The 21,786-nt window shown below is 56.6% G+C and carries 17 protein-coding genes; 7 read left to right on the top strand and 10 right to left on the bottom strand.

What is annotated here, in order from left to right; all coding sequences use genetic code 11:
• Window positions 1-30: 30 nt before the first annotated feature.
• The 7 genes from ACZ5CE_RS11410 to sdhC form a co-directional block, all read right to left on the bottom strand.
• Window positions 31-264 carry an FAD assembly factor SdhE gene (locus ACZ5CE_RS11410; protein ID WP_464575034.1) on the bottom strand — a complete coding sequence of 78 codons (234 nt, stop codon included), beginning with the start codon at window positions 262-264 and terminating at the stop codon, window positions 31-33.
• A 7-nt stretch (window positions 265-271) separates the two neighbouring features.
• Window positions 272-967: a succinate dehydrogenase iron-sulfur subunit gene (locus ACZ5CE_RS11405; protein WP_464575033.1), complete on the bottom strand. Its 696-nt coding sequence runs from the start codon at window positions 965-967 to the stop codon at window positions 272-274.
• Window positions 968-1,273: 306 nt separating this feature from the next.
• Window positions 1,274-3,757 (bottom strand): glycogen/starch/alpha-glucan phosphorylase, encoded by a 2,484-nt coding sequence (locus ACZ5CE_RS11400; RefSeq protein ID WP_464575032.1) that lies wholly within the window; start codon window positions 3,755-3,757, stop codon window positions 1,274-1,276.
• 98 nt (window positions 3,758-3,855) lie between these two features.
• Window positions 3,856-5,364: a glucose-6-phosphate dehydrogenase gene (gene zwf, locus ACZ5CE_RS11395; RefSeq protein WP_464575031.1), complete on the bottom strand. Its 1,509-nt coding sequence runs from the start codon at window positions 5,362-5,364 to the stop codon at window positions 3,856-3,858.
• 237 nt (window positions 5,365-5,601) lie between these two features.
• Window positions 5,602-7,365, bottom strand: a complete 1,764-nt coding sequence (gene sdhA / locus ACZ5CE_RS11390; protein WP_464575030.1) for a succinate dehydrogenase flavoprotein subunit — start codon at window positions 7,363-7,365, stop codon at window positions 5,602-5,604.
• The gene (sdhD, locus tag ACZ5CE_RS11385; protein ID WP_464575029.1) at window positions 7,356-7,718 is read right to left on the bottom strand and encodes a succinate dehydrogenase, hydrophobic membrane anchor protein; all 363 of its coding nucleotides are present in this window, start codon (window positions 7,716-7,718) and stop codon (window positions 7,356-7,358) included. The genes sdhA and sdhD overlap by 10 nt, the downstream gene beginning before the upstream one ends.
• On the bottom strand, window positions 7,712-8,089 hold the full coding sequence (sdhC, locus tag ACZ5CE_RS11380; RefSeq protein WP_464575028.1) for a succinate dehydrogenase, cytochrome b556 subunit: 378 nt from the start codon (window positions 8,087-8,089) through the stop codon (window positions 7,712-7,714). Before sdhC ends, sdhD begins: the two co-directional genes overlap by 7 nt.
• A gap of 504 nt (window positions 8,090-8,593) precedes the next feature.
• Between sdhC and ACZ5CE_RS11375 the strand changes: the two genes are divergently transcribed.
• From ACZ5CE_RS11375 to prpC, 3 genes are read left to right on the top strand one after another with little or no spacing between them, the layout of a single operon-like run.
• Window positions 8,594-9,577 (top strand): malate dehydrogenase, encoded by a 984-nt coding sequence (locus ACZ5CE_RS11375; protein ID WP_464575027.1) that lies wholly within the window; start codon window positions 8,594-8,596, stop codon window positions 9,575-9,577.
• 32 nt (window positions 9,578-9,609) lie between these two features.
• Entirely contained in the window at window positions 9,610-10,518 is a 909-nt protein-coding gene (gene prpB, locus ACZ5CE_RS11370; protein WP_464575026.1) for a methylisocitrate lyase, read from the top strand.
• Complete coding sequence (gene prpC / locus ACZ5CE_RS11365) at window positions 10,511-11,674, top strand: bifunctional 2-methylcitrate synthase/citrate synthase (protein ID WP_464577500.1); 1,164 nt, start codon at window positions 10,511-10,513, stop codon at window positions 11,672-11,674. The genes prpB and prpC overlap by 8 nt, the downstream gene beginning before the upstream one ends.
• Before the next feature lie 297 nt (window positions 11,675-11,971).
• Here the strand turns inward: prpC and ACZ5CE_RS11360 are convergent, their stop codons facing one another.
• Window positions 11,972-14,827 carry a DEAD/DEAH box helicase gene (locus ACZ5CE_RS11360; RefSeq protein WP_464575025.1) on the bottom strand — a complete coding sequence of 952 codons (2,856 nt, stop codon included), beginning with the start codon at window positions 14,825-14,827 and terminating at the stop codon, window positions 11,972-11,974.
• Between the two features lie 802 nt (window positions 14,828-15,629).
• Between ACZ5CE_RS11360 and ACZ5CE_RS11355 the strand changes: the two genes are divergently transcribed.
• Window positions 15,630-15,995 carry an MliC family protein gene (locus tag ACZ5CE_RS11355; protein ID WP_464575024.1) on the top strand — a complete coding sequence of 122 codons (366 nt, stop codon included), beginning with the start codon at window positions 15,630-15,632 and terminating at the stop codon, window positions 15,993-15,995.
• A gap of 80 nt (window positions 15,996-16,075) precedes the next feature.
• The gene (locus ACZ5CE_RS11350) at window positions 16,076-17,527 is read left to right on the top strand and encodes a bifunctional 2-methylcitrate dehydratase/aconitate hydratase (RefSeq protein ID WP_464575023.1); all 1,452 of its coding nucleotides are present in this window, start codon (window positions 16,076-16,078) and stop codon (window positions 17,525-17,527) included.
• 586 nt (window positions 17,528-18,113) lie between these two features.
• Here ACZ5CE_RS11350 and ACZ5CE_RS11345 read toward each other — a convergent pair.
• Both ACZ5CE_RS11345 and ACZ5CE_RS11340 read right to left on the bottom strand, forming a co-directional pair.
• Window positions 18,114-19,472 (bottom strand): hypothetical protein, encoded by a 1,359-nt coding sequence (locus ACZ5CE_RS11345; protein WP_464575022.1) that lies wholly within the window; start codon window positions 19,470-19,472, stop codon window positions 18,114-18,116.
• A gap of 16 nt (window positions 19,473-19,488) precedes the next feature.
• Window positions 19,489-20,250 carry an esterase/lipase family protein gene (locus tag ACZ5CE_RS11340; RefSeq protein WP_464575021.1) on the bottom strand — a complete coding sequence of 254 codons (762 nt, stop codon included), beginning with the start codon at window positions 20,248-20,250 and terminating at the stop codon, window positions 19,489-19,491.
• A gap of 28 nt (window positions 20,251-20,278) precedes the next feature.
• On the opposite strand from ACZ5CE_RS11340, the gene ACZ5CE_RS11335 reads away from it, so the two are divergent.
• Window positions 20,279-20,431 (top strand): hypothetical protein, encoded by a 153-nt coding sequence (locus ACZ5CE_RS11335; RefSeq protein WP_464575020.1) that lies wholly within the window; start codon window positions 20,279-20,281, stop codon window positions 20,429-20,431.
• A 408-nt stretch (window positions 20,432-20,839) separates the two neighbouring features.
• Window positions 20,840-21,598, top strand: a complete 759-nt coding sequence (locus tag ACZ5CE_RS11330; protein WP_464575019.1) for an SDR family oxidoreductase — start codon at window positions 20,840-20,842, stop codon at window positions 21,596-21,598.
• Window positions 21,599-21,786: the final 188 nt, after the last annotated feature.

Below are 21,786 nucleotides of genomic sequence, written 5' to 3'. Positions count from 1 at the left end.
GCTATTCAAAAATTTTCAGGGCCGGCGCCATCAGACAGTCTGCAGCAAACGCAGCACAGGCTGGACGCTTGGGTCCCACGCTTGCTGCCTTTGCATAATCATATCCCACAAGTCGTTATCGGGAATGTCCAGCAGCATTTCGAATTGCCGCAGTTCATTCTTTCCCAGCGTGGCGTAATGCTCGTCCATGAAACGCTCGAGCAGGATATCCAGTTCCAGCAAGCCGCGCCGGCAGCGCCAGCGGGCGCGTTCCAGTTCTCTCATCGTTGTCTTATACCGTCCTTTTGACCATCATATCCTTGATTTTGCTGATCGCCCGGTTGGGATTCAATTCCTTTGGGCATACATCGACGCAATTCATGATGGAATGGCAGCGGAACAACCGATACGGGTCTTCAAGATAATCCAGTCTTTCCTCGGTAGCCTGGTCGCGGCTGTCCGCCAGAAAACGGTATGCCTGCAATAATCCGGCAGGACCGACGAATTTATCGGGATTCCACCAGAATGACGGACAGGCGGTGGAGCAGCACGCGCATAAGATGCATTCGTACAGTCCGTCCAGTTCCGCGCGTTCCTGCGGCGATTGCAACCGTTCGGTTTCGGGTGGCGGATCATTGTTGATGAGATAGGGCTTGATCGAATGATATTGCTTGAAGAACTGCGTCATATCGACGATAAGATCCCGTATTACCGGCAATCCCGGCAGCGGGCGCAATTCTATCGGTTCGCGCAGCCCCGCTATCGGCGTGATGCAGGCCAGTCCATTGCGCCCATTGATATTCATTCCGTCCGAACCGCATACGCCTTCCCTGCAGGAACGGCGAAGGCTCAGGCTGTCATCCACCGCCTTGATGCGCACCAGGGCGTCCAGCAGCATCCTGTCCGCCGGTTCCAGCGCGATGTCATACTGCTGCATGTATGGCTTTGCATCCTTGTCCGGATCAAAGCGGAAAATGGAGAATCTCATGATCGAATCCTTTATCGTACACACATTCTGCGGCACTCCGCTTCAGCGGAAGGATTGCCGCCGCCTATTCAGCACACACCGCCGCTGCTCTCAAAGCACCACTATAAAAATAACGGAATCCTTATTTGCCCGGAAGTCCCTGGTGTGGCGAATCATGAATTCATTGCGTAAAAAATCCCCGCCATTCCGGACGCCGCACCAGCGGTGAGCCGGAATCCAGAGCTTTTTCAGGCTACTGGATTTCCGTCCCTCGCTGCGTTCCCCCATCGAAATTATTCCGGGCTGGTGACCTGTGATACCCGCTTTCTACTGGCGGCTGCTCCTTGGCCGGGAATCCCAGATTTCGGTGGCATATTGCATGATCGTCCGGTCGCTCGAAAATTTGCCCATGTTGGCGATATTCAGGATGGCTTTGCGTACCCATTGCTCCTGGTCCTGGTAAACGATCTCGACCTTTTTCTGGCAGGCGATATAGGACGCGTAATCGGCCAGCAGAAGATACTGGTCTCCATGATCTAGCAGTGCGTCCACAATGGGCTTGAACCGGTCCGGCTCGTCCGGCGAAAAGAAGCCGGAGCCGATCATGTCGAGCACGGCCCGCAATTCCTCGTTGGAATGGTAGAAGTCCCAGGGGCGGTAACCCTCGGCTTTCACCTGGGAAACTTCGGCTGCGGTCAGGCCGAAAATGAAAATATTCTCATTGCCGACCTCATTGCCGATTTCGATATTGGCGCCATCCAGCGTTCCTATCGTCAAGGCGCCGTTCAATGCGAGTTTCATATTCCCCGTTCCCGAGGCTTCCGTGCCCGCGGTGGAAATCTGCTCGGACAGATCCGCCGCCGGGATCATCCGTTCCGCCACCGAGACGTCGTAATTGGGCACGAATACGACCTTGAGGTTGTTGCCGACGCGCGGATCGTTATTGATGATATCAGCAATATCATTGATCAGCTTGATGATGAGCTTCGCCATGAAATAGCCCGGCGCCGCCTTGCCGCCAAAGATGACCGTGCGAGGGACGTGGCGAGCGCCGGGCTGGTGGCGGATGCGGTTGTATGCGGTCACGACATGCAGCAGGTTGAGTAGTTGCCGCTTGTATTCATGGATGCGCTTGATCTGGACGTCGAACAGCGACTCGACGCCGATCTCGAGGTCGAGTTTTTGTTTCAGCATGCTTGCCAGTTGCTCCTTGTCAGCGCGTTTTACCGCGGCGAATGCCTGCCGGAAGGATGCATCGTCGGCAAGCGGTATCAACTGCTTCAACTGGGCGAGATCCTTGATCCAGCCGGAACCGATGCGGGAGGTAATGAGCTCGGCCAGACGGCGGTTGGCCAGATGCAGCCAGCGGCGCGGCGTGATGCCGTTGGTGATATTGATGATCCTGGAAGGGAAAAAACGGTCGAAGTCCGCGAATATCGTTTGTTTCATCAATTCCGTATGGATCTGCGCCACTCCGTTTACCTTGTGGCTTCCGACAATGGCGAGATGGGCCATGCGAATGCGTCTTTCACCCTCTTCATTGATGATGGACATGCGGCGCAGGATACCCGTATCGCCGGGATAGCGGTGCATCACGTCTTTCAGAAAACGGCGGTTGATCTCATAAATGATCTGCACGTGGCGAGGCAGGACTTTTTCGAACAGCGAGACTGCCCAGGTTTCGAGCGCTTCCGGCATGAGGGTATGATTCGTATAGGCAAAGGTGCGTGTGGTGATATCCCATGCCTTGTCCCAATCCACCTGATGCAAGTCCACCAGGATACGCATCAGTTCGGGGATGGCGATTGCCGGATGCGTATCGTTCAACTGAATCGCGACCTTGTCGGGCAAGGCATCGAAATCCGCCTGATACTTGCGATAGCGGTAGAGAATATCCTGCAGCGAAGCGCACACGAAGAAATACTGCTGCTTGAGCCGCAGTTCGCGTCCCATTGCCGTGGTATCGTCAGGATAGAGCACCTTGGACAGGTTTTCGGATTCGTTCTTATCCTCCACCGCCTTGACATAATTGCCTTCGTTGAAATACCGCAATTCGAAATCGCGCGTGGCCTTTGCCGCCCATAGCCGCATATTGTTGACGGTAGCCGTTCCGTAACCCGGAATGGGCGTATCGAATGCCATGGCCATGACATCGTCGGTATCGATCCAGTGATAGCGCGCGGCGCCCCGCTCGTTTTCGTATTGCACCACCCGGCCGTGGAACTTGACCTGGTATAACACTTCCGCGCGAGGAAATTCCCATGGATTGCCGTAACGCAGCCAGTTGTCCGGATGTTCGATCTGCCTTCCATTTTCGATGCGCTGGGAGAACATGCCATACTCATATCTTATGCCGTAGCCGTAGCCCGGAATATCGAGTGTCGCCATGGAATCGAGAAAACAGGCGGCAAGCCTTCCCAGGCCGCCATTTCCCAATGCGGCATCCGGTTCTATTTCGCGCACTGCATCGAGATCGATTTCCAGTTGCTGCAGCGCTTCCCGGAATTGCGGATCGAAGCCAAGGTTTTGCACGCTGTTCATCAGCGTGCGGCCTATCAGGAATTCCAGCGAAAAATAGTAGACGCGCTTGACATCATTGTCGTAATAGCTGCTCATGGTTTCCATCCAGCGGTCTATCAGGCGATTGCGCACCATGTAGGCCGCTGCGAAAAACCGGTCGCGATCGGTCGCGGTCCGCGTATCTTTGCCGACGGAATAGATCAAACTGTTGGAAAGAGACTGTTTGATCGCGCTCACATCGAAACCAACTTTTTCGTGCTCAAAAATGGATTTCTTCAAGGAATGGGTCATGGTTTATCCAATCATTTGGCGATAATCAGGAAACGTATTCCTCTGGTATTCCTTATCTATCTGGTTGGCAAAATGGCTCGCCCGGACCAGGCATGATATCAATAAGCCTGCAAATCAGCGCCTTCCGGATTTAGCGAGTGGCGCCAGAACTGGTCGTCATTGTCGAACAAGCGGTATGTGCCTCGCGGTCCCCAACTGCCGGCCTGGTAGCCGTTGATAAAATCGCGCTCCATCGCCCATACCTTGATGATGGGATCCACCGCGCGCCAGGCCCATTCCACCTCGTCAATACGCAGGAATAATGAATGGTCGCCCAGCATTACATCCAGCAGCAAGCCTTCGTAGGCGTCATGCTCCTGCTCGGTTCCCTTGCGGTAAGTTGCGTCCAGGCTGATGGTGCGCGTGGTCAGATCCAGTCCCGGCACCTTTACCTGCATTTCTATCTTCAGGGAGTCATTGGGCTGGATGCCCAGCATAATCCAGTTCGGGTGGGAAGCTTCGTGATGATGCGTGTGGCGCAGCAGATCCTGTGGCGGTTTTTTGAAGCGGATGCAAATTGCCGAGCTGTTTTCCGCCATGCGCTTTCCAGTGCGCAGGTAGAACGGCACACCAGCCCAGCGCCAGTTGTCGATAAAAAGCTTCAGCGCGGCATAGGTTTCCGTGGCGCTGTCCGGTGCGACGCCTGGCTCATCCAGGTATCCGGGAACGGGTTTGCCGTTGATGGTGCCGCTGGTATATTGTCCGCGAAAAGCATGGGCATGCACGGAATTCTGCGTAATTGGCCGTATCGCCTTCAGCACTTTTACCTTCTCGTCCCGCAAGTGCTCTGCCGACAGTGTCACCGGCGGTTCCATCGCCACCAGAGCAAGCAACTGCAACAGATGGCTCTGGATCATGTCGCGCAGCGCGCCGGCGCTCTCGTAATAATCGGCCCGGCCTTCTATGCCCAGCGTTTCAGAATGGGTAATCTGCACGTGATCGATATAATGATTGTTCCAGATCGGTTCCAGCAGAATGTTGGCGAAGCGGAAGACGATCACATTCTGCACCGTGCCCTTGCCGAGATAATGGTCGATGCGATAAATCTGCGGCTCGTTCAAATGGCGGTACAAGCTTCCCTGCAGGGTTTGCGCACTGAGCAAGTCATAGCCGAAAGGTTTCTCGATGACCACCCGGCACCATCCTCTCTGCTGGTTGAGCAACCCCAGTGTTCCCAGCCGGTCGATGATCGCGGGAAATTCCGACGGGCGCACTGCCATGTAAAACACCACGTTTGGAGCGAAGCCCGGGGTTTCTTCCAGTACCTGCTTCAATTTCGCGTAGGCATCGCTATTTCCCGGAGGATTGGGATGATAGTGCAGGCGGGTGCAAAAACGCTCGAACGCCTGCTCATCCATACCATCAGGGAATTTGGCCTTCAGAATATCGGTTACTTCCGAAGTCCACCGCTCATCGTTCCACGACTCGAGGCCGCAACCCAATATGGTCATGCTGTCGGAGAGGCGCCCCGCTACTTCCAGGCGAAACAGCGCTGGTATCAATTTGATACGCGACAGGTTTCCGTTTGCCCCGAAAATCACCAAAACACAGGGATCGATACTTTTCATATTTCTCTCCTCATGGTTTTTCAGCATTGCTGCCCTTGCTGCACCGGGAAACGCGGGCGCGGATGATCGCCATGCTGCGCCTGGCTGATCCACTGGCCGGCAATCGGACTGGCAGCTTGTTTCTTATTTCCGCTTGTCTATTCGCCCTTGCCCTCTACCCCTGCCTGGCTGCAAAAAAACGCCTGCGTGGTTATGTTTGTGTCGTTATCCAATGGCGGCAGTCCGGCCGATATTCCGTCAGTATGTCCTGGCTTTCGGCGGAAATGACGGGACCGTCAATGGTTTCAGCCGCACGGGCTTGTAATCCAGCCGCTGCTCTTCGTTGAAATACAATGTATGCTTGAGCCACTTGTTGTCATCCCGGTCAGGAAAATCGTCCCGGGCATGGGCGCCCCGGCTTTCGGTGCGCGCTTGCGCCGAAGCCATGGTTGCAACCGCCACCTTGACCAGGTTGTCGAGTTCCAGCGCTTCCATCCGCGCGGTGTTGAAGACCCTGCTCTTGTCCCTGATCTCTGTGTGATTGGCGCGCTCTGCTACCTCGCCGATTCGCGCCACACCCTGCTCAAGCATTTCGGCAAATCGAAATACGCCGCAATGTGTTTGCATGGTCTTGCGTAATGCATCGCTGACTTGTGCAACGCTTTCCCCATCCTTCTGGTTTTCCAGGCGGGCAAGCCGTGCCAGCGTTCCGTCAGCCACATCCGGCGCCAGAGGCTTATGATGGGGGTTTTTTTTCAGATCCTCGATGATTTGCTGTCCCGCTGCCCGCCCGAAAACAAGGATGTCCAGCAGTGAATTGGTTCCCAGCCGATTCGCGCCATGAACCGAAACGCAAGCGCACTCTCCGACTGCATAGAAGCCCTGGACCACTTCCTCCGGGCCGGTTTTATAGGGCACGACCACTTGTCCGTAAAAATTGGTCGGAATGCCCCCCATCATATAGTGTGCGGTGGGAGTGACGGGTATCGGGTCATGGATGGGATCCACATGCGCGAATTTCATGGCGATCTCGCGTATACCGGGAAGCCGCGTGTGGATGACTTCGGCGCCCAGATGATCGAGCTTCAGCAGCAGATGATCTCCATCCCTGCCGCAGCCTCGTCCTTCCTTGATTTCGGTAGTCAATGCACGCGACACGACATCCCGGCTGGCCAGATCCTTGGCATGAGGCGCATACCGTTCCATGAAGCGCTCGCCGTCCTTGTTGAGCAGATAGCCTCCTTCTCCGCGCACCGCCTCGCTGATGAGTACGCCCACCCCATATACGCCAGTAGGATGAAATTGCCAGAACTCCATGTCCTGCAAAGGAATGCCTGCCCGCGCGGCCATTCCCAGGCCATCTCCGGTATTGATGAAAGCGTTGGTGCTGGCGCCGAATATGCGCGCGCTGCCGCCGGTTGCGAACAGCGTAGCTCGCGCCTGAAGCAGCATGACTTCGCCTGTTTCCATGTCTAGCGCCATCACCCCGCAAACGTCCCCTCCCTCGTCGCGAACGAGATCGAGTCCCATCCACTCCACGAAAAATTGCGTATTGGCCCGCACATTGCGCTGATAAAGCGTATGCAGCATCGCGTGGCCGGTTCGATCCGCAGCCGCGCATGAGCGCGTTGCCTGGGCTCCGCCGAAATGTTGCGATTGCCCTCCGAAGGGCCGCTGGTAAATTTTGCCGTTATCAAGCCGGTCGAACGGCATGCCAAAGTGCTCGAGCTCGTACACGACTTCGCTCGCCTGGCGGCACATGAACTCGATAGCATCCTGATCACCGAGATAATCGGAACCTTTCACGGTATCGTACATATGCCAATGCCAGTTATCCTCGGTGACGTTTCCCAAAGCTGCGGCAATGCCGCCTTGTGCCGCGACAGTATGAGAACGAGTGGGAAACACCTTGGACAATACCGCAACCTTCAGGCCCGCTTCGGATAACTGCAGTGCCGCCCGCATGCCGGCGCCGCCCGCTCCCACGATCACCGCGTCGAATTTTCTTTTCACTATCGCCACGAAGTTCCCGGAGCCCAGAGGATTTCAGCGGACCAGATGGCATAAAACAGCAATGAGAGGATAGCCAGTACCTGCAACGCCAGCCGGATGGCAGTGGCATGCACATAATCCATCAGGATGTTGCGAATCCCGACCCATGCATGCCAGAAAAGGCTGACGAGAAACAGGAAAGCGCCTATCCGCATGCCGCTGTAACCGAATATCGTTTTCCATCCGTCATGGCCGTGCGGCGCCGAAAACAGCCATGCAGCCGCCGCATACAGGACGAAAACAATCATTACGAATGCAGTGATGCGCTGAGCCAGCCAGTCGAACAGGCCATAATGCGCGCCAGTCAATGCTCGTTTCACCATACTCGTATCGAAACCAGCACAGTAAACAGGATGCCTGCGGCAAGGACCGCCTTGCTGCTCGCACGCGCTTGCCTCAGCGCGCCTCCATAGCCGAGATCCAGTGCGAGAAAGCGGATGCCGGCGAAGAAATGATGCAGAAAAAACCAGAGCAGAAGTGTCAGAAGTCCCTTGATCAGGGAATTGTCCAGGACAGATTGTAATCGGGCATAATCCTGCGGAGAATTCAAAGCCATGTCGAGCCCGCAAAGCAGGAGAGGGATTCCCGGAAAAAAAAGCAGCGCTCCGCTCACCCGATGCAGAAATGAGACTACAGCCGGCAGGGGCTGTCGTATTTTGAGAAGGTTGAGGTATTTGGGGCGATCACTTTGCACTTTTCGCTCCCGAACGGTTGAGTTTTGTATCTACCGGATTAGTTTAGACGGTTATACTGGACGATACAACAGGAGCACACCTCACTTAATCCATACTGAAAACAGGGTCTTGAGAATGCCTGAATGAATCTTCGCTGAGCGCGTTGGTGGTAACATCCGGATGATCATAAGGCATGCAACGATGATCGTGCTGGGGCCACGATGCCAAATGAATGCAAATTGACAGTGATGGGGAATGTTTTTATAGTCGAGTTAGTAAGGCGAGCATCGTTGAGCGGAAAAAGTCGTGTGAGCGCGCGAGTTGTCTCATCTGTGCCGGATGATGGCTTCTGCGACGCTCGTCTTTGCGATTTCCGCGCCTTGGCCATTTCAGGCTGAGGCTGACCGGTATGTGTACTGCCACGGACTCCCTGCCGCTTCCATTGCTGTCGCGTTGTTTGCCAGGAATGCGGCAAGGATATTGCCGTGCCAGGTTTAACGGCAATCTCCCATAGGAGCGCAAGAATGAAAAATCCTATTCGCATAGCGGTCACGGGAGCGGCCGGCCAGATCTGCTATAGTCTGCTGTTTCGTATCGCTGCGGGCGACATGCTGGGTAAGGATCAGCCGGTCATCCTGCATTTGCTGGACATCCCCCAGTCATTGCCTGCGCTGAAAGGCGTGGTGATGGAGCTGGAGGATTGCGCGTTTCCCCTTCTGGCAGGGCTGATTGTTACCGATGATCCGAAGGCTGCTTTTCGCGATGTGGATATCGCATTGCTGGTAGGAGCGCGGCCCCGCACCAAGGGCATGGAGCGGAAGGATCTCCTGGAAGCAAACAGCGCCATATTCATCAGCCAGGGCAGGGCGCTCAATGAAGTAGCGAGCCGCGAGGCCAGGGTCCTGGTCGTGGGCAATCCGGCCAATACCAACGCTTATATCGCGATGACCCATGCGCCCGACCTGAAGCCGGGAAATTTTTCCGCAATGATGAGACTGGACCATAACCGGGCGCTATCCCAGCTTGCCGCTCGATCTGGTTGCCCCGTGGCCGGCGTGCGAAGGATGATCGTCTGGGGAAACCACTCGGGCAGCCAGTATCCGGACCTGAGCCACGCGCAGGTGAACGGAAGAAAAGCCCTTGATGTGATCGGTGATCCAGGATGGGTGGAGCGTGAGTTTATTCCCACGATCCAGAAACGCGGCGCAACCATTATCGAAGTGCGCGGCTTGTCCAGCGCCGCCAGCGCCGCGAATGCGATTATCAATCATGTCAGCGACTGGTTCTTTGGCACCAGGGAGAATGACTGGGTTTCAATGGGCATTCCCTCGGATGGGAGCTATGGCATTCCAGGGGGTGTCATATATGGCTTTCCGGTGGTATGCAAGGGCGGCACTTATCAAATCGTTCCTGATCTGGAAATAAGCGAATCGGGAAAAGAGAAGATGCAGGTTTCTTACCGCGAGTTGGTGGAAGAACAGGAATCGATCAGGCACTTGCTCAAATAAACATCTCTCCCACGATTCGTGACGATTTCCTGATGATCCCTTCCTCCGCGGGTTCGCGTTTTCGCGCCGCACTTTCAAGCGAACGGCCACTGCAGGTGGCGGGGTGTATAAACGCCTACTCCGCGCTCCTGGCGAAACGTGCGGGTTTCAAGGCAATCTATCTCTCCGGCGCGGGCGTGGCTGCAGCATCCCTCGGCTTGCCGGATCTCGCTATCTCGACACTCGACGATGTTCTGACCGACGTTCGCCGCATTACCGATATTACGGACGTACCATTGCTGGTGGATGCGGACACCGGCTTTTCCATATCGGACAGCAGCTTCGGCATTGCCCGCACCGTAAAGTCGCTGATCAAGGCCGGGGCAGGGGCGATGCATATCGAAGACCAGGTGCCTGCCAAACGTTGCGGTCATCGTCCGGGCAAGGTTATCGCCAGTGAACGGACAATGGTGGATCGCATCATGGCTGCGGTAGATGCCCGGTGCGATTCCAGTTTCATGGTCATGGCAAGAACGGATGCGCTGGCGGTGGAAGGGGTGTCTGCCGCTATAAGCCGCGCGTGCGCCTATGTGGCGGCCGGCGCGGATGCGATATTTCCGGAGGCCGTTGCCGACCTGGAGACATACAGGCAGTTTGCGGCAGAGGTGAAGGTCCCCATCCTGGCAAATATTACGGAATTCGGCGCCACTCCGCTCTTTACGGTCGAGGACCTGGCGCGAGCCAACGTCGCCCTGGCACTTTATCCTCTGTCCGCATTCCGGGCCATGAGCGCAGCTGCATTGGCGACATACCAGGCGATACGGCGCGATGGCACGCAAAAAAACATGGTCGGTGCCATGCAGACCCGCGCGGAGCTATATGATTTCCTCGATTACCACACATACGAGGAGAAGCTGGATAGCTTGCTCACCCAGGCAGCGAGGCAGATTGAAGATCAGTGACAATACACAAAATTCCGGTGAGGCTAAAACGAAGAAATCCGTAGCGCTTTCCGGCGTCGTTGCCGGCAACACGGCGATATGCAGCGTTGGCAAAAGCGGCAATGATCTGCATTACCGCGGGTACGATATCCTGGATATAGCGGAGATCTGCGAATTCGAGGAAATCGCCTATCTATTGATTCATGAAAAACTGCCCACGATGGCGGAACTGGCCGGCTACAAGGAAAAGCTCCGGTCCCTGCGGGATGTGCCCGCCGGCATTAAAACGGTACTGGAGGCACTTCCCGCCTCGGCGCATCCGATGGATGTCATGCGGACCGGCGTATCCGCGCTGGGTGCCATGCTGCCGGAAGAGGAAAATCATTCCGCGGTGGGTGCCCGGGATCTGGCGGACCGGCTGCTGGCCAGTCTCGGCAGCATGCTGCTTTATTGGCATCACTATGTCCATCATGGCCGCCGAATCGACCTGACCACCGATGCCGGTTCCATCGCCGCGCATTTTCTGCGCTTGCTGCACGGCAGAGAATGCCCGGTAACGTGGATCAGGGCGATGCATGCTTCGTTGATATTGTATGCGGAGCACGAGTTCAATGCATCGACCTTTACCGCTCGGGTGATCGCGGGAACCGGCTCGGATTTCTACTCGGCAGTAGCCGGCGCAATCGGCGCGTTGCGTGGCACCAAGCACGGCGGCGCGAACGAAGCAGCTTTCGATCTTCAAACTCATTACGCAAATCCGGATGAGGCGGAGGCAGATATACGGCGGCGCGTGGCAAACAAGGAAATCATCATCGGCTTCGGCCATCCCGTCTATACCGTCTCCGATCCGCGCAACCGGATAATACGGGAAATTGCGAGAAAACTGTCGGTGGAAGCGGGCGACATGGAAATGTTCGATATCGCAGCCAGGATAGAGGAGGTGATGCAGGATGCCAAGAACATGTTTCCCAATCTGGATTGGTTTTCCGCCGTGAGCTACCACATGATGGGTATCCCCACGGCGATGTTCACGCCGCTGTTTGCGATCGCCCGCACTAGCGGCTGGGCTGCGCATATTATCGAACAAAGGGACGACAACAAGATCATACGGCCTTCCGCGAATTATATCGGGCCGGAGGATCGGAAGTTTGTTCCAATCGCGGCGCGCAATGAGTAATTCATGCGGCGCAATGCGCTTCGCTTATTGCGCCCTAGGTGACTGCGTGACTACGTGGCGAGGAGACCAATGGGTCTGACCCCAATTCTCTTTAATTTCCCAATTCTCTTCCCAATTTTTCCGCATTAGCTCTTCCGTCTCGCTTTGATTTCAGCCCGAATTCGCTCGATCTCACGTTGCTTGGCCTCGCGGGTGCCCCATTTCGGCGTCTCTTCCAGTCGCTGTTTTCGCGCCGCCTCCTGCTCAGTCTTCCACCGTTCGAGTGCCGCATACCGTTCGGCCTCTCGTTGCTTCTGCTCATGTTCCGTCGCCTGCCTGCGCGACTGCGTGCTCGGCAGCGATGGGTACCGTGCGATCGGGTAGCCCCGACAGTGCCAGATATTCATCAATGCGGCTCCAGACGAAATCCCAGGCGAACTCGCTGACGAAAGGCAGATTGAGCGCCTGATAGACAGGTACCCAGGTTTCCTCCTCCCCCTGCCGGCGGCGCACCGAGAGTTCCGGGTTGAACTGGTACCAGCCCTGTCCCACCCGTTTGAAGAGACCCCGGTTGTAGGAGTACTCCCGCTCCACCTCGTTTCTTGCCAGCACACCGGAGAGATGCTGCCGCTTGTTGCGTTCCGGCCGTACCACGTTGGCTGGCAGATGCTGCCATGCATCCAGGATCGCCTGTGTTTCGAACGCGCCGTAGGGTCGTCGCTGCCGGTGCGTGAAGCGTGATTTGAATAGCGCCCACAAGGTCTGAAAAAGAAAGTATTCGGACAGATGCCGGTCGATGCGCACCAGTCGTTCGCCGATGTTCACATCGATGCTTGCCGGGGCCAGGAGTTCATAGAGAGCGGCAAACGGACCTTTTGCGAATTTCGGGTCACGGAATGCCTCCAGCATCGTCCAGTGGAGCGCATTACGGCCATAATGGTCGGTCGTTTCCCGGTTTGCGCCACGCAGTATCAGAGCCTCGGCCAACGGCATATTGCCCGCTGATGCGGCCGCCATGAGCGGCGTCTGATTCATCGGGAGGCGATGTTCGATACCATGCCGGTCGCACTGCCGCAAAATTTCCTTGAAATTGCCGGCGAAATAATGAATGAAGCTTTTACGCCCCAGACTCGCACGCTGCATTAAAAAATTCTTCGCACCGGTGAAATCGGTCTCCTGCTCGAGCCAGGCGACGAGTACCGGCTCGTCGTGGCAGGTGGCAATCTCGTAGAGCTGTTGCTTGGGCTTGCCGCCCGGTGTCCGTTCGCGGAATACCTTGATGAGCAGTTCCCGCACCCTTGCCTCGTCGAACACCGGCCACGGTGGCAGGGTCTGCTTCAGGATACTGTGCCGGATGGCATCCGCCTGCTCCTGCTTGCCCTGCAATTCCAGCTTGCGGGCCTCCTTCTGCCAGTCTTCCACTGTTGCCTGCCTGGCCTCGATCGTCGCCGGCCCTTCTTCCGCAATGTTGAGCAGATTGAAGAGAGGATGCTCCATGTCGGATTCAATGAGATACAAATTCTTCACCGCCCGCGTAAGCGCCACATACAATGCATTGATGAAGAATTTGTAGACTTCGAGCGACTTGTCGCTCTTGTCCCGGGAGCGGCGGTACGCCAGTGCATCGATGGCTAGATCGCGCTTGTCCACGCCTTCCAGAATATCGGCAAACTCGCCCCGATGGTCGGAGACGAAGCGGTAGAGCACGATATTATCGTACTCCAGTCCCTTGGCTTCGTGGATGGAAAAAAGCAATGGCGTGGAAAAATGCTTCTTTGCTTCGATCTTGTCCTCGTCTCGCATCACCAGCACGGCGAATTGTGTCGATTGGCGAATCTTCCGGTCCAGATCACGCTTGACATTGTCTTTGTCCGGCAACAAGGCCACTTGTCCCACCTCGTCGCCCACCGCATCGACCAGGAAGTTGCTTTCCCGATCGATGGAGCCGAAGCGCCTGTGCTTGATCTTGAGCAGTGTATTGGCGATGCGTGTTGCCTCGCGGCTATTGCGGAAATTGGTGGTGAGTACGCGCAATTCCTGCCGCTCGGCAAGTTGCGGGTCACGCCAGAACAGGCTCTTTACCCGGCTCCATGCGAAGAAGTTGGGATGGACGATCTGATTCGAATCGCCACACAGCAGAAAATGGCCTGGTTTCTTCAACGTCTTGAGCACTAGCGCCAGTTGCACCGCGGTAAGATCCTGAACTTCATCGATAATGATGAAGTCGTAACGTGGTGCTGCGAGCACCAGCCAGTCCTGTGCGACAAGGTTGACGTCGTAGAGCTTGGCCTCGGCCAGCCAGGACCGGTACTTCTCGAAAAGATCGTAGACCCGGTCGCGTTCGCTTTCCGGGAAGATGCATTGGCGCACGCCCAGAGCATGGTAGTTCTCCCGGGTGAGCAGGCCATTCGCCCCTGCCGAGATCACGCCGCGAAGCTCCTCGAAAGACTGGTGACCGTCGATGCCACGAAAAGCCTGGCGCATACGGCCGAACCATTGGGTGAAGTCGCGCCAGCCGGCCTCCCGCCCTGGCGGCACACGGATCGACTCGATGAACTCGCGGTAGGACAGAAACACCGCATCTTGGCCGGTATGCTCAAAACCGTTGGCGTAATAGAGATCGCGGGCGCTGTTGGCGAGATAAGCGGAGTGGGTGACATATAATATCTCGCCCTCGGCGTGCTTGAGCTTTTCCAGAGTCAGGGCGGTCTTGCCGCTGCCGGCGGAACCGACAACGATTAGCGGCGGTGGCAGATGATAGATGGCTTGCTGTGCGTCATCGAAAGAGATGGGTTTGTCAAGCAAATGGATGTCGCGACGAGAAGGATGCAGGTAGCGTATGGGCAGGGCGTCACGAAGCGCTTCACTGGCATCGATGTCGGCAATCTTGGTCTCGTCGATTGCCGCACCCCGCAGGAAGCGGCTCTTGTCGTAATCATGATTTTCGATGACCTCGAGCATGAGAGCACACACCTCGTCGGCATGGCGTACGAGGGAAAATAGCAGCCGGTTGGTGTCGTCAAGCTTTGCCCGGTAGAACTTGCCGTGGCTGAGGTTGGAGAGTTTCTTTACTTGAGCGGCGCGAAAGTCATTACGGACGATGGCCTCGGTTACTTTAAGGTAGGCCGCTTTGACACGAGAGGTGTCGAGGCCCACATATTCGAGGATTTTCATGGAACGTCCATCCGCTGGCGTTAGTCGAGAATTAATGAGAGGCTGGAATCACGGAGAGACACAACTACGCGCCTATATCTATGTATAAGGCGTTGCCCGGACGAACATAACGGCCGCTGTCCGCGTTGCGTATCTGCTACCGGCCTCACGGATACGGTCCCGCGCACCAGGGTCGTTGTAAAGGTCATCATCCTAAGGAAGCGCTGAATAAATCTCCGCTGGCGCGGCGGTGGCTTTGCGGGATGGGGTGCGCGAAAGGCGACGACGCGAATGGCTGATCCCCTTCGCCAGGAGCCTGATAAGGCAGGCCGCCCGCAAAACCCCGGCCCCATAAGGGTTGCGCTCCCTGGCATCGTAGTCCAAGCTACGACCTGCGTCGTGCGCCTTATGATCATCCCGATTTTACCAGCAACGCGCTCAGCGAGGATTTGTTCAGCGCTTCCCTAAGTCCGTCCTGTAGCAAACTCGCCATGCAGGTGAACGTCGAGTACCGCCGAAAATTTTTGTGGATCATAGCTCTAACCTGGAAATGAGCGGTCAGCCGCCGGATTTAGGGTCATGGTCTCAGATTTTGCGTTGGTGGGATCAGACAAAGGGCACGTCCCAAGCGGACAGACAGGAGCTGATAGTAATTGTAACGCCTTCCGCTGGAGGCTTCCATAAACCCGGCTTACGTGGCGAGAGCATTATTGCTGGTTTAGCCGGATTCCGGGTTAACAGCCCGGAATGACGAGATTCATGGTATTTTTTGTGGAATCATTCGTTCGGGTACCGTTCAACTCAATTGGGGCATCAAATATCGATGCGTTTTTTTCTTCTCGTTACCATCATCGCCTTGACCGGTTGTAGTCATTTCTTTCCCGCTCACGTACCAATTGACGAGAGAGAAGCGGGTATTGGCGTACCGATTGCCTACCGCTGCAATAGCGGCAATATCGTGAAGGCATCCTATCCCTCCAGCACCATGGCAGCTGTGCAGTACAAGGGCAGGATGCGCGAGATAGCCATTGCCGTTTCGGGCAGCGGAGCGCGCTATGTCGGGAACGGGTTGGAGTGGTGGACCAAAGGAGCGGGACCAGGTTCATCTGCCACGCTTTTCCGGCATGAGAAGGACGGCACGACAGGGGATATAGTCGAAAGCTGTATTCAGCTGCATACCGGCGGATGAGACAGTGCTGCCGCTTTCGCCGGAATAACAGTATTCCCTGGCGGGATCGCCAGCTTTATGACAGGTAACCCATGCCATTCATGTCACCGCACACTTCCAGTGGCCGCCCCAATCCTGACCAGGTGCTGGCGGATATTGCCGACTACGTCATCGGCCGCCCTATCCGGAATGCCCTGGCTTATGAGACGGCCCGGCATTGCCTCATCGACTCCCTTGGCTGCGCAATGGAGGCGCTTGCCTACCCGGCTTGTACCCGGCTTCTGGGTCCGCTCGTTCCAGGAATAACGGTGGCTGGCGGAGCGAGGGTGCCCGGTACCGGGTTCGAGCTCGACCCCGTGCAGGCGGCATTCAACATCGGTGCCATGATACGGTGGCTCGACTTTAACGATACCTGGCTCGCGGCGGAATGGGGCCATCCCTCGGATAATCTCGGCGGCATACTGGCCGTAGCGGACTGGTTGGCACGCAATGCGGCAACCCCGGGAAACGGGCCGCTCGTCATGCGTGATGTATTGACCGCCATGATCAAGGCGCATGAAATCCAGGGCTGCCTCGCGCTGGAAAACAGTTTCAACCGTGTCGGGCTGGATCATGTCCTGCTGGTGAAAGCCGCTTCGGTTGCGGTGGTGACACACATGCTGGGCGGTAGCCGCGAACAGATCATCGATGCCCTTTCCCAAGTGTGGGTGGATGGGCAGGCGCTGCGCACTTACCGCCATGCGCCCAATACCGGTTCCCGCAAGTCCTGGGCGGCGGGAGACGCCACCAGCCGCGCAGTCTGGCTCGCCTTGATTACCTTGAAAGGAGAAAGCGGTTATCCATCCGCGCTTACTGCGGAAAAGTGGGGTTTTTACGATGCCTTGTTCAAGGGACAGTCATTCCGGTTCCAGAGGCCGATTGAACAGTGGGAATCCTACGTGATGGAAAATATCCTGTTCAAGGTTTCATTTCCGGCTGAGTTTCATGCGCAGACAGCGGCGGAGTGCGCGATGCAACTGCATCCCCACCTAAAGGCGCGTATCCATGAGATCGGGAAAATCACCATTCGCACGCACGAGGCTGCGATCCGCATCATCGACAAGAAAGGACCGCTAGGCAATCCCGCGGACCGCGACCATTGCATGCAATACATCGTTGCTGTCGTGCTGATTTTCGGACGGCTTACGGCCGGCGATTATGAGGACGCGGTAGCTGCCGATCCCCGCATCGATGCGTTGCGGGAAAAAATGACCTGCGTGGAGGACCCGCAATTCACGACGGCGTATTATGACCCGGAAAGACGGGCAATTCCGAACGGCATAGAGGTGGAATTCAAGGATGGGAGGAAGCTGGAGGAGATCGTGGTGAGCTACCCTCTGGGCCACAGGTTTCGCCGCAACGAAGGTATTCCACTGCTGCAGGAAAAATTTCGCCGCAATCTTGCGCTTCGCATTTCGCCCCAACGGCAACAGGCGATAACCGGTTTATGCCAAGATCAGGCCAGGCTGGAAGAAACGCCAGTCGACCAATTTGTCGATATGTTCGTGATCTAGGGAACCTCTGAACAAGTCTCCACTGGCGCGGCGGTGGCTTTGCGGGATGGGATGCGCGAAAGGCGACGACGCGAGTGGTGCGACCGCGCAGGGCGGAGCAGTGTCTTCCGAAAGGAAGATGCGACCCGTAGCGGGATGCCTGCGCCCCAACAAAACTGTGGTGCGGTCGAAGCATCCCCTCCGCTGCCCGATCCCCGCTCCGCAGGGCCCCTCGGGCGACGCTCCGGGGCGCTCCTTCGCCAGGAGCCTGGCAAGGCAGACCGCCCGCAAATCCCCGTCCCATAAGGGTTGCGGTAAAATCGATTGCTCATGGCGTTGCGCTCCTTGGCATCGTAGTCCCGGCTACGACCTGCGTCGCGCGTCTGTCTTATGATCATCCCGATTTTACCAGCAACGCGCTCAGCGAGGACCTATTCAGAGGTTCCCTAATACCGCCGGCAACCCGGCCGGGTAAATCCGGATTCAGGCGGGCTGCCTTCAGTAAAATTCAATCTGAATCCGCGTTGTAGCGAACTCACTATATTGGTGAACGTCGAGTACCGCGGAAAGTCTTTGTGGATCATGGCTCCAAACTGGAAATGAGCAGTCAACTGCCGAATTTAGTTTCAACCGGTGTATCCCCTGTCCCAGGGGTCGAGTGGGCCGGGTATTCTGTCGGGCCTGGATGGATATTGAGCAGGATCTTGAGAGCGATGAGTCTCACTTTCCAGGACTCAATCACCGCGGGGTCCGCCGATAGTCCCCCTGCCAGCATCGCCGCACCGTCCATATGCGCGGCGTCGCCCTCGGTCAGGAAAAGGCGCAGCTCGTTGCTGCTCGTTATGCCGGTGCGCCGGACAAAGTCCGGATAATCCTCCCGCAGGTGTGCCGCAAGCCAGGCCTGATTTATCCATTGCTTTGACTGGTTGTAGGAGAAGCAGGTGCACACCGCCAAATCCACGGCATCGGCGTTGCACAGATTTTCAACGTTGTCGTAACCTTCCCGTTCCAGCCGCAGCTCATGCGCATAACTCATCCCGGCCAGCATGGAAAGCGGCAGCGCCCGGTAGCTGTCTCCGGGGATGCTTCTCATCACTTTGAGCACAACGCGCTCGATTGCCAGCGCAGCCCGCTTGGGATAGAAACCGAAGAAAAAGCTCAAAACGGGAAGCAGGCTCAGGCTTGCCGGTATGGTTGGCTCTGTTTCATCCGCAGCATCTTTCGCATCCTCCTTCGCAGGCGCGGAATTACTGGCGGGTGTGGCAACGGCTTTGAAATCCTCGGGAAAGGTGAAATTGAAGACGAATGAAAGCACCAGCGCCAATATGCTCGCGACGATCATGCGCACGGCGCCGTCGACAAAGGTATGCGACGTCAGATCCAGCGTGAAGTATGCGCGGATAACCGAACCGATGAAGTAGATGTAGGCGCCCAGGAAACCATACTGGAAAGCCGTGAGGCTGCGGACAACATGGGAATAGTACGCGTCCGGGTTTTTCCCGTATAGTTCCGCGAAAGGCCCCATGGTCAGCATATTTGCGCCAAGGCTGAAATCCACACCCAATTCCGCGCATGAGGGAGCGGGTTTGAACAGCAGCAGTATGCAGGTGCCCAGCAGGACCACGGTCGTGGTGAGCCATACGCTGCCCCGATAGGCGCTGAAGGATGCTCGGCGGCCCATGCGTCGCCGAATTTCTCCCCGCCGCTCAACCGGCACTTCGCGCTGCAGCAGTTTTTCCTTGCGATCCGTCATGGCCTGTATATAGCTGAGCGCCAGCGATGGCACCACGAGAACCGCAAGCAGGGTCATGACCAGGTTATATTGAAAAAAAACGGGATCGAACCAGTGCGCGACCGCCCGGAAATCTCTGTATTTCACGTCATCGGGACCAAGAGCGGACTCCAGTCCCAAGCCAACGATCAAGCACGCCGGAACGATGAATACCAGCCAGTCATACCACGGCATGGTTCGTCTGCGATCTTCACCCTGATCCATGGCCGTCCTTTGGGTTCATTGCGTCTTCTGCCGCCGCCAGGGATTCGGCAGCCACTTTTTTCCAGAACTGCAGATGATTGAATGGCCGGGCCGCGCGGGCATTGGGTAAACCCAGGCTCCATCCCAGAAGCTCGATATGATCCGCGCGCACCATTCCACGGAATGTTCCCCATCGCGCCGAGCTCTCCGGCACCAGGCCATCGTTCGCTTCCGGAATAACGTGCGCATAATGCCTGAGCCAGAAGGGAAGTTCATTATCGGGACGGACGCTGGCATAAGAAGCATAGGTCACGTCTTCCCGGTTCGGTATCGGCGTTGCCAGACGTGTTTCAGGAGTCAATTCTCTCAATCCGGGCAGTCCGCAATGCCTGAACCAGGCCGGTATGGCGCCGCGCGATTCGATCATCCACTGGGCGAGAGGAGAGCCGCGATGCGGCGTGGCAACGGTAACCAGGCTCTTCACGCGCCGATCCGGATCGAGATGGGCAATGAGATACCTGGCGTCGAGCCCTCCCATGCTGTGGCCCACCAAGGCAAAAGCCTGTGTATTGCTGCGGAAGATGTGCCGGGCGAGTGTCTCAGCCCGCTCCGCGATGGTGCCAGCGCCGGGTACTTCGGGTATCAGAGGCATGATTCGCATGGGCAGCAGGACTTTCCTTATGCCACGAAAGTATTCGATCGGTCCGAGGTGTGAGAAACCAAGAAACCCATGCAGGAGAACCAGGCTGGAAGGAGTCGTGAAAGCCATTTTTTTATGATATTTTTATGATATCCACATGGCAAGTAATCTTCTTTTGACGCAGAGGCATGCTGATCCGGTGGCAGCGCTGCGGGCAGGTGTCGGGCTTCTCCACTATGATAGTGATGTCGCCGCCCTATTTATGTTACTCGATTTTGAGATTCGCGTGATTACGCTCGCTAAAAAATGAATCCAGCGCAGCCACGGGTGATAGACTTAAGGAAGCGCTGAATAAATCTCCGCTGGCGCGACGGTGGCTTTGCGGGATGGGATGCGCGAAAGGCGACGACGCGAATGGTTGATCCCCTTCGCCAGGAGCCTGACAAGGCAGACCACCCGCAAATCCCCGTCCCATAAGGGTTGCGGTAAAATCGGGCACTCATGGCGTTGCGCTCCTTGGCATCGTAGTCCAAGCTACGACCTGCGTCGCGCGCCTTATGATCATCCCGATTTTACCAGCAACGCGCTCAGCGAGGATTTGTTCAGCGCTTCCTTAACAGCGAGGATTTGTTCAGCGCTTCCTCAAGGGTGTGTGGGGCATCTCCATCGTCACCATGGAAGCATGATCGGGCCTCGCGATGAATCGGGAATGGACAGCATGAAGCCAAGGTATGACATCAGGGACAAGGTGGCGGTCATCACGGGCGCAAACCGCGGAATCGGCAGAATGATAGCGGAGGTGTTTCTGCGTGAGGGTGTCGCCAAAATCTATGCCGCGGTCAGGGATGTGTGTTCCGTGGAGCCTTTGATCAACCAGCATGGCAACCGGGTCATCCCCGTTCATCTGGATCTCGCCAAGCGGGAAACTATTTCGGCGTTGGCCGGCAACGTACCTGACGTCCAGATAGTGGTCAACAATGCCGCCGTCTTCATGGCAAGGACACCTCTGGATGGCGACGCCGTGGAAGCGCTGGAGCTTGCGATCAGGATCAATGTATGCGGCCTCATGCATGTGGCGCAAGCCTTCGCTCCCGTCCTCAAGCGCAACGGCGGCGGCGCCTTCGTGCAAATCAACTCGGTTGCTTCATTGAAATGCTCTTCAAGCTTTGCAACTCATTCCGCCTCGAAAGCGGCTGCCTATTCCATTACTCAGGCGCTGAGGGAGTTGCTGGGCCAGCAAGGCACGCTGGTGCTCAGCGTCCACCCTGGCCTTATTGCCACTGATATGTCCGATAGCGCCGGCCTCAACAGGTCCGCGGAGCCGCCTCTGGTCGTCGCGGAAGAAATAGTCTCCGGCCTGAAAAGCGGACATTTTCACCTTTTCCCCGATTCCCTGGCTAAAAGGGTGGGCGACGCCTACGAAAGCTTCGCAAAGAATGTGATCGAAGCCGATATTCCGGAATACCATACGGAATGAAGGGGCATCAAGCCTGTCAAAGCTTGTTTTGCCTCCGCGATAGTGGGTTTCGGCCGGAACGAAGCACGAGGCACGCAGTGGCGGAAGCTTTGCAGGTGGCTGGCAACAACGTTGGAGGCAGCAAGGACCATATCATGCCGCATACCCCAGCTCCCGATGTTGCCGTGCCGCGAATTCTGCGCCGATGC

The sequence above is a fragment of the Nitrosospira sp. TNL200 genome (assembly GCF_055386305.1).
The sequence above is the reverse complement of the archived record's forward strand: the minus strand, read 5'-3'. Positions and strand labels throughout refer to the sequence as shown.